Here is a 6,599-nt window from a genome sequence, read left to right on the forward strand (position 1 = left end):
CTTGATCAAGGGCTTCGTTAAGGAGCTTGCGGAGCTGCCTGCATGGCTGAAGGAGCATGGCATCGAGCCCCAGATCACCGACGTGAAGCCGGGCGGCGGTGCGGGTGCCATGTATACGGCCCTGCCCACTTCGGCAGGCATGGGGCAGATGCTTTCCGTGGGCGGCACGGGCGCAAGCCTGTTCAAGGCGCTGAAGGAAGTTGCAGAATCCACTGCTGGCGTGCGCGTGAAGTACGAACTTGCGGGTTCCAAGCTCGTGTTCGATCCGGAAACCAAGGAAGTCTTTGGCGTCATCGCCATCGACGCCGCTGGCAATGCGGTGCGCATTCGCGCTAATCGCGCAGTGGTGCTTACGTGCGGTGGCTTCGAGAACAACCACAAGATGCTGACGACGTATTATCCCCCGATGATGCCCATCTATCCTTGCGGTACTCCTTACAACACGGGCGACGGCATCCGCATGGTGCAGGAAGTCGGCGCCGAGCTGCGCGGTTTCTCTTCGGCTGAATGGGGTCTGCATTGCTGCAAGCCCGCTTCGGACGAAGTAGGCGTGGGTTGCTGCATGGCCTGGAGCGACGTCAACGCGTGGTCGCATTCGGTAATCGTCAACAAGCAGGGCAAGCGCTTCGTGAACGAGGGCGCGCCTACGGTATCCGCCTTCCCCACGGTGCTGCGTCCGCTGCATGACAAGACGCAGCTGCCCGAATTGGCCTTCAGCATGGAGACGGTCGACTACGTCAACCTACCCATGTTCGTGGTAATGGATTCGGCAAAGATCAACAATGGCCCCGTATTCACGGCAGCGGGCAAGACATCGGGCAATCATTGGGCCAACGTGCATAAGTGGTATAGCTGGAGCGACGACAATCAGGCCGAGATTCAGAAGGGATGGCTCGTGAAGGGCGACACCATCGAGGAGCTCGCCCAGAAGCTCGGCATCGACCCTGCGGGCTTGGTTGAAACGGTTGCTCGCTACAACGAGGCATGCGCCTCGGGCGTCGATGGCGAATTCGGTCGCGTAAATGGCCTGGATCCCGTTGCCGAGGGGCCATTCTATGGCTGCGAACTTGGCCTGGGAATCATCAACACGCAGGGCGGTCCGACGCGTAACGCAGCTCATCAGGTGCTTGATTACGATGGGAAGGTCATTCCTCGCCTGTATTCCGGCGGCGAGTTTGGCTCCATGTACGTATGGAAGTACCAGGGTGCGGGAAATGTGCCCGAGACGATGGGAACGCGCGTTGCGGGTGCGAATGCGGCCGCGGAGAGTCCCTGGAAGTAACCTGCTGTTTTCTACGCCGGCGCATCCCTCTGCGCTCTGGCGTACCTCCCTCCCGTATGGCGCCATTGACTCCGATGGCGCCATCATTGTATGTCTGCGCGATACGTGCCATCCCGCTTCGCCTGCGGTGCGCGACGGCGCTGCCTGGCCTTTCTCCTCCGCCTTTTCTGCGTCGAGGTTCATGTTGGCCCTCCCTCGATATCCACTTCGGCCATTGTGCCGTGCTCATCGTTCGATTCGCGTGCTTGGATACCATTTTGAAACGCGGACGCCGCGGCCCTAGAAACGGGAGGGTGACACTTCCAAATAAGTGATTTGTTTGTTCTGGCCTGCCATTACTCTGTACAATAGGCTCATGTTCTGAGGGGGCGGAATGGCTGAAGCGGGTAGCTCCATATTCAATAACCGGGCTGTCGAGCATAGGCTTATTCTCTTCAACATACTGTATGCCCTGATGGCAAGCGAGGGCCGCGAGGCTGTGCTCTTTGGGCGGTCTGCTCCTGCGATGAATGCGGCGTTTTCGCGCAGCTTGGGCGTTCCCTCGGCATTTCCCGAGGTGTGGTTCGAGATTCCCCTGCTGGGCGATCCCTGGTGCGATGTCCATGCGCTTACCTCGATTGACGATGCGCGGCAGGGTCTCACGCTGGGCGAAGGGGTTCGTGGCGCGAGTGCGGATGCATTCACGTGGTTTGCCCAGCAGGGCGATTCCGTGCGTCAGCTTGCGCTGAGTTGGGACACGGGTTCGGGCAATGCCGACGTCCCCGCCATTCAGCTGCTCATGCGAAAGAATGATGTGCCCGCTACATGCGATTTCCTTTCCGCGGTGGGCAGATCCGATGCCGTGGATGCCTATCGTTCGTTTGCGCGGTCCCTGCCCGACGAGTGGTTTGCCTGCTATGCGGGGGTCTTTCCCGAGCGACCGAGTCACAACCTGCGCGTTGAATGCGTTCCCTCCCATGGCATGCAGCGCGCCTATGCCGAAGATGCCGCATTGCTGGGACGCCACCTGCGCCAAGTGGGGCCGTCTTGGGTGGACGATTCCCTTGTTGCGCTGTGCCGGGAGCTGGCCGCTTTGCCGTTCCAGCTGGAATTCCAGTTCGACGTTGATGCTCGTGGCTGTGCGGAAGGCGCCCTGAGCGCGAGCGTGCGTTTTGCGTGCCCGCCGGGAGAGCCGGGTTACGAATCGTTTGGCATGGACGGCGCGGCTGCCGAACTCATGACGAAGCTGCAGGATAGGGGTCTTGTCGATGGGCGATGGCAGGCATTGGCGGACGTTGCGTTCGCAAAGCGCGTTGCCCGCGGGGATGACGGCGTCTTGCTGTCGGCGTATCCTGCGTTCGTGAAGCTCAGGTGGTGCGATGGCTCGTTGCTTGATGCGAAGGCCTACGTGATAGGAGGCGCGCAATGAGAGCCCTATCGTACGAGGATGCCTATCAGGTCCTCTTGCTTCAGGCTGCCGACGAGGGGCGAGGGCCCGCCTTGTTTGGCGACTGCCTCGATCGCGCGCGCATGGTGCCGCTGCCGTTTTTGGTGGGCGAATCGTTCCCCGACGTCTATCTGGAGTTCCCCCTTCTGGGAGAGCCGTATCTCGATGTGACGCTGCTCTATAGCGAGATGCAGCCTGGAACGCGCGTCGATTCGCCTCTTGCGGGCGATCATGGGGCGATGTTCGACTGGTTTGCCCAGGCATCCAAGGCGCAGTCGGGGATGTCCTTCGGGTTCGAGCTCGATACCGGGAATCCCCAGATGCCCGAGGCGGCCGTGCATTTTCAGCCGCGTGAGGCCACGTCGTTTGCGCGGCCGTTCTTCGATGCCCTGGGAGAATCCGAGCGTGGCGTGCTGTACGAGCGGCAGGCGGCGCGCATGCCTGAGGGTTGGTCGCTGGCGTTTTGCGGCATGTTTCGTAGGCGGGAGAATGCCCCGCTACGCGTATGCGGCTACATGGACAAAGCGCAGCAGAATGCATGTGCTTCGAGCGGCGAATATCTTGAGCAGGCATTTCGTTGCGTCGGGTTCACGGCGTACACCAGCTCGATGCTCGAGCAGGTTCAGCGTCTCCTTGCCCTGGTGCCAGGGGGCGTTGACTTTCAATTCGACGTGTATCCCGATGGGTCGCTTGGCGACGTGTTCGCCATTGATGCGCAGTTCCAGATCAAGCAGCCGCATGTGGTGAACGAGATGTTCGAATCGGGGGCTCCGGGGCGCGTTATGCGCCAGTTGGAAGAGTGGGGCATTGCAGATGGCAGGTGGCGCCAGGGTGTCGGGGCGACATTCGCCCGTGCATTGCCCATCGAGCTGCCGCAGGGCGGTATGGGCCGCTATGCCCTTACGGTCATGCCCCAGTGGGTGAAGGTACGCTGGACGAAGGGTGTATTGCAGCCTTCCAAGTTGTACCTGTGCGTGCAGGGTACGGTTCTGGATTAGGTGCGCTCGCGTTTGCTTGGGGCGCCTAGCCCTGGAAAACGCAGTGGGCGATGATGACGATGATCGTGGTGAGAATGCCCGATACGGCTAGCGCAACGCCCGACATGGCGCCTTCGAGCTCGCCCATCTCGATAGCCTTGGTGGTGCCCACGGCATGAGAGCAAGCGCCGATGGCCACGCCTTTGGCAATGCTGCTATCGATATGGAAGACCTTGGCCATGACCGGCGAAAAGATTGCGCCCAGAATGCCCGTGATAATCACGGCGGCTACGGTGATGGACGTGATGCCGCCCAGTTCCTGCGATGCCGCGATGGCGATGGGCGTGGTAACCGACTTGGGGATGAACGAGAGCGCCATCTCGTTGCCCAGGCCCAGCAGCTTGCACAGGCCATACGCGCTTACCATCGAAACGACCGAGCCCACGAAGCATCCGGCCACGATGGGGATGAAATGCTCCTTTAGGATTTGGCGCTGCTTGTACACGGAGTACGCGAGCGCGACGGTGGCTGGCCCCAGCAGGAACGAGAAGAGCGAAACGCTTTCCTCGTACGAGTCGAGCGAAATGTGGAAGAGCGTTAGCGCCACGATGAGCCCAATGAGCGTGATGAGCAGCGGGTTAAGCAGCGGAGTCTTTACCTTCTTGTACAGCAGCACGCAGAGCTCGAATACGGCGATCGATGCAAACGATCCGATGAGCAGGGTAATCGCAAACCCAAAGTCGGGCATTGCGATGTCGATAACGCCGTTGGGGGCGAATGGGAACGGAATCTGCATGCCCTACGCCTCCTGGCTTAGGCGCATGCTGGCTTTCTCGCGGCGATTCTCCATGAGGCGGGAAACCGCGGCCACCGTGAGCGACGTTGCCAGAAACACGATGACGGTCGTCACGATGCAGACGAACGCGAACTTCAGGGCCGCGTCCTGCAGCAGCGAAAAGCAGCCCATGATGCCCACGCCTGCGGGGATGAAGAAAATGGACATGTTGTCCACCATGTAGTCGCAGGCCTCGCCCACGTGCTTCGCCTTCAAGATGCCAGTTGCCAGCAGGGTAAGCAGCAGCGCCATGCCCACGATGTTGCCGGGGATGCTGATGGGCAGCACGCCCGCGATGAGGCACCCGATGCCGTATACCGCGATGAGCACGGCAAGTTGCAGCGCTATGATGCCGAGGCGCTTAAGCTTCCTGTTGAAGCGCTGGCGCTTGCTGGTTCGGGCGTTCTCGCATGCCGTTTCGCGCATGTCCGTAGCGGCGCTCGCGCTTCCTTCCTGTGCGGTTTCTAGCGTGGAAGGGGTGTGGGTCGTGGCGGCAGCCCGCGGCGAGGGCTGGTCGTGCGTGATGTGCAACATGCTGTCTGACGTGCTCGATTCTGGTTTTGCCCGTAGTTCGTTTCTGTAACGTGGCGGAACTATACACCTCTTGAGCGGCTAGTTCGGAATTTCAACTTTTTCTCACGTAGATAGGTGAAAGCGTTCAAATTGTCGGTCGGCGGTAGCTAGTCCGAAAATTTGGACAGTCAGCTGTGACGGGGTGAAACGAGCGCTCTCGTATGCGTAGGGTGACTTTCGCGCGGGCGTCCTTTAGTGTTGAGAGCGAGGAAAGGAGTCGCGATGAATAGGTACGTAACGGGCTCTGCGATTCGGGAGCTGCGCGAGCGCGCGGGCATGCGTCAGGCCGACTTGGCCGCGCGGCTCGACGTGAGCGACAAGGCAATCTCGCGTTGGGAAACGGGTCGCGGCTATCCGGATATCACGCTGCTCGAGCCGCTGGCGAAGGCGCTGGGCGTTTCGGTTGCCGAACTGCTGTCGGGGAACGCCGTGAGCAACGCCAACGTGGCGTCGAACATGATGCGCGGCCTGTTCTACGTGTGCCCCATCTGCGGCAACGTGGTTACGGGCATTGGCGAGGCGTCGGTGAGCTGCCACGGAACGCTGTTGGCGCCGCTTGAGGCCGACGAGCCCGATGAGCGTCATGCAATCGTGCTCGAGCGCGTGGAGGACGAGCTATTCGTGCAGGTGAAGCATCCCATGACGAAGGAGCATCACATCTCGTTCCTGGCAGTCGTGTGCCCCGATCGCGTGCAGGTGGTGAAGCTCTATCCCGAGCAGGAGGCTTTCGCGCGCTTCAAGCTGGGTACCGCGCACACGTTGTATTGCTATTGCAACAAAGACGGGCTGTTCAAGCTGAGGGCGTAGGGAACGGGCGTCGTTAGCTCTCGATGCTGGCTGCCCCGCATCATCTGCCCCCCGTGCGCACGTGACGCCCTCCACGATAAGAATGCCCAGGCCGGAGGGGTCCGACCTGGGCATGTCCCTATGCGCCGCTGGGAGGAATGGCATTTGGCGGCATCACCCAGGCTGCAGACCGGGTGATGCGCCCGCCGTGGGGCGCGGCGTTGGCGCGCACGAAGAGTTACTCGCGCGCGGCGCACGAGCTGTATCTTACGCCGCAGGGGCTATCGAGCGCGGTGAAGCGCCTCGAGTCGTCGATGGGCGTCACGCTGGTGAACGCCGAAAACGGCAGCTTCGAGCTCACCGAGTACGGGCGCATTTTCCATCGCTATGCGCAGACGTTCGTGCTCGATCAGGCATCGATGATGAACGAAATCAACGACCTCGCGCGCCGGAAGACGGGCAATATCCTGGTTTCGGTAACGGTGGGCCTGATGAACGCGTTTCCGCGCACTGCGATGCAGGAATTCAACGAGACGTCTACCACGGGTGCGCACGTGATGGTGTCGCGCACGGTGTTTGACGAGGCATGCGAGCATAGCCTGCTGGAACGGCGGTGCGATTTCGCGCTGATGAACGACCCGGTGGACCACAAGGTCTTTTCGTCGGTTCCGCTGTTTCGCGACACGATGTTCCTGTGCGTGCGGCCCGATTCGCCGCTGG

The 6,599-nt window shown here is 61.1% G+C and carries 7 protein-coding genes; 5 read left to right on the forward strand and 2 right to left on the reverse strand.

Features of this window, described 5'->3' with window-relative positions; all coding sequences use genetic code 11:
• From AC04P6_RS08715 to AC04P6_RS08725, 3 genes are all read left to right on the forward strand, one after another.
• The coding region (locus AC04P6_RS08715; protein WP_475566236.1) for an FAD-dependent oxidoreductase at nt 1–1,282 on the forward strand (1,282 nt) is incomplete at its 5' end.
• Between the two features lie 373 nt (nt 1,283–1,655).
• Entirely contained in the window at nt 1,656–2,690 is a 1,035-nt protein-coding gene (locus AC04P6_RS08720) for a hypothetical protein (protein WP_475566237.1), read from the forward strand.
• Entirely contained in the window at nt 2,687–3,706 is a 1,020-nt protein-coding gene (locus AC04P6_RS08725) for a hypothetical protein (protein WP_475566238.1), read from the forward strand. The genes AC04P6_RS08720 and AC04P6_RS08725 overlap by 4 nt, the downstream gene beginning before the upstream one ends.
• A gap of 25 nt (nt 3,707–3,731) precedes the next feature.
• On the opposite strand, the gene AC04P6_RS08730 is transcribed toward AC04P6_RS08725, so the two are convergent.
• Together AC04P6_RS08730 and AC04P6_RS08735 are read right to left on the reverse strand one after the other, a co-directional pair.
• Nucleotides 3,732–4,481 (reverse strand): LrgB family protein, encoded by a 750-nt coding sequence (locus AC04P6_RS08730; protein WP_475566239.1) that lies wholly within the window; start codon nt 4,479–4,481, stop codon nt 3,732–3,734.
• A gap of 3 nt (nt 4,482–4,484) precedes the next feature.
• Nucleotides 4,485–4,946 carry a CidA/LrgA family protein gene (locus AC04P6_RS08735; protein ID WP_475566240.1) on the reverse strand — a complete coding sequence of 154 codons (462 nt, stop codon included), beginning with the start codon at nt 4,944–4,946 and terminating at the stop codon, nt 4,485–4,487.
• Nucleotides 4,947–5,315: 369 nt separating this feature from the next.
• Between AC04P6_RS08735 and AC04P6_RS08740 the strand changes: the two genes are divergently transcribed.
• Together AC04P6_RS08740 and AC04P6_RS08745 are read left to right on the forward strand one after the other, a co-directional pair.
• On the forward strand, nt 5,316–5,900 hold the full coding sequence (locus tag AC04P6_RS08740) for a helix-turn-helix domain-containing protein (RefSeq protein ID WP_475566242.1): 585 nt from the start codon (nt 5,316–5,318) through the stop codon (nt 5,898–5,900).
• A 137-nt stretch (nt 5,901–6,037) separates the two neighbouring features.
• Nucleotides 6,038–6,599: LysR family transcriptional regulator (locus AC04P6_RS08745; RefSeq protein WP_475566243.1), on the forward strand; the 562-nt coding region annotated here is incomplete at its 3' end.

Source organism: Denitrobacterium sp. (assembly GCF_056180635.1).

Excerpts from the sequence above, each read along its gene's own strand:
- AC04P6_RS08720 (WP_475566237.1), top strand. The coding sequence starts at position 1,656 with ATGGCTGAAGCGGGTAGCTCCATATTCAATAACCGGGCTGTCGAGCAT.
- AC04P6_RS08725 (WP_475566238.1), top strand. The coding sequence starts at position 2,687 with ATGAGAGCCCTATCGTACGAGGATGCCTATCAGGTCCTCTTGCTTCAG.
- AC04P6_RS08730 (WP_475566239.1), bottom strand. The coding sequence starts at position 4,481 with ATGCAGATTCCGTTCCCATTCGCCCCCAACGGCGTTATCGACATCGCA.
- AC04P6_RS08735 (WP_475566240.1), bottom strand. The coding sequence starts at position 4,946 with ATGCGCGAAACGGCATGCGAGAACGCCCGAACCAGCAAGCGCCAGCGC.
- AC04P6_RS08740 (WP_475566242.1), top strand. The coding sequence starts at position 5,316 with ATGAATAGGTACGTAACGGGCTCTGCGATTCGGGAGCTGCGCGAGCGC.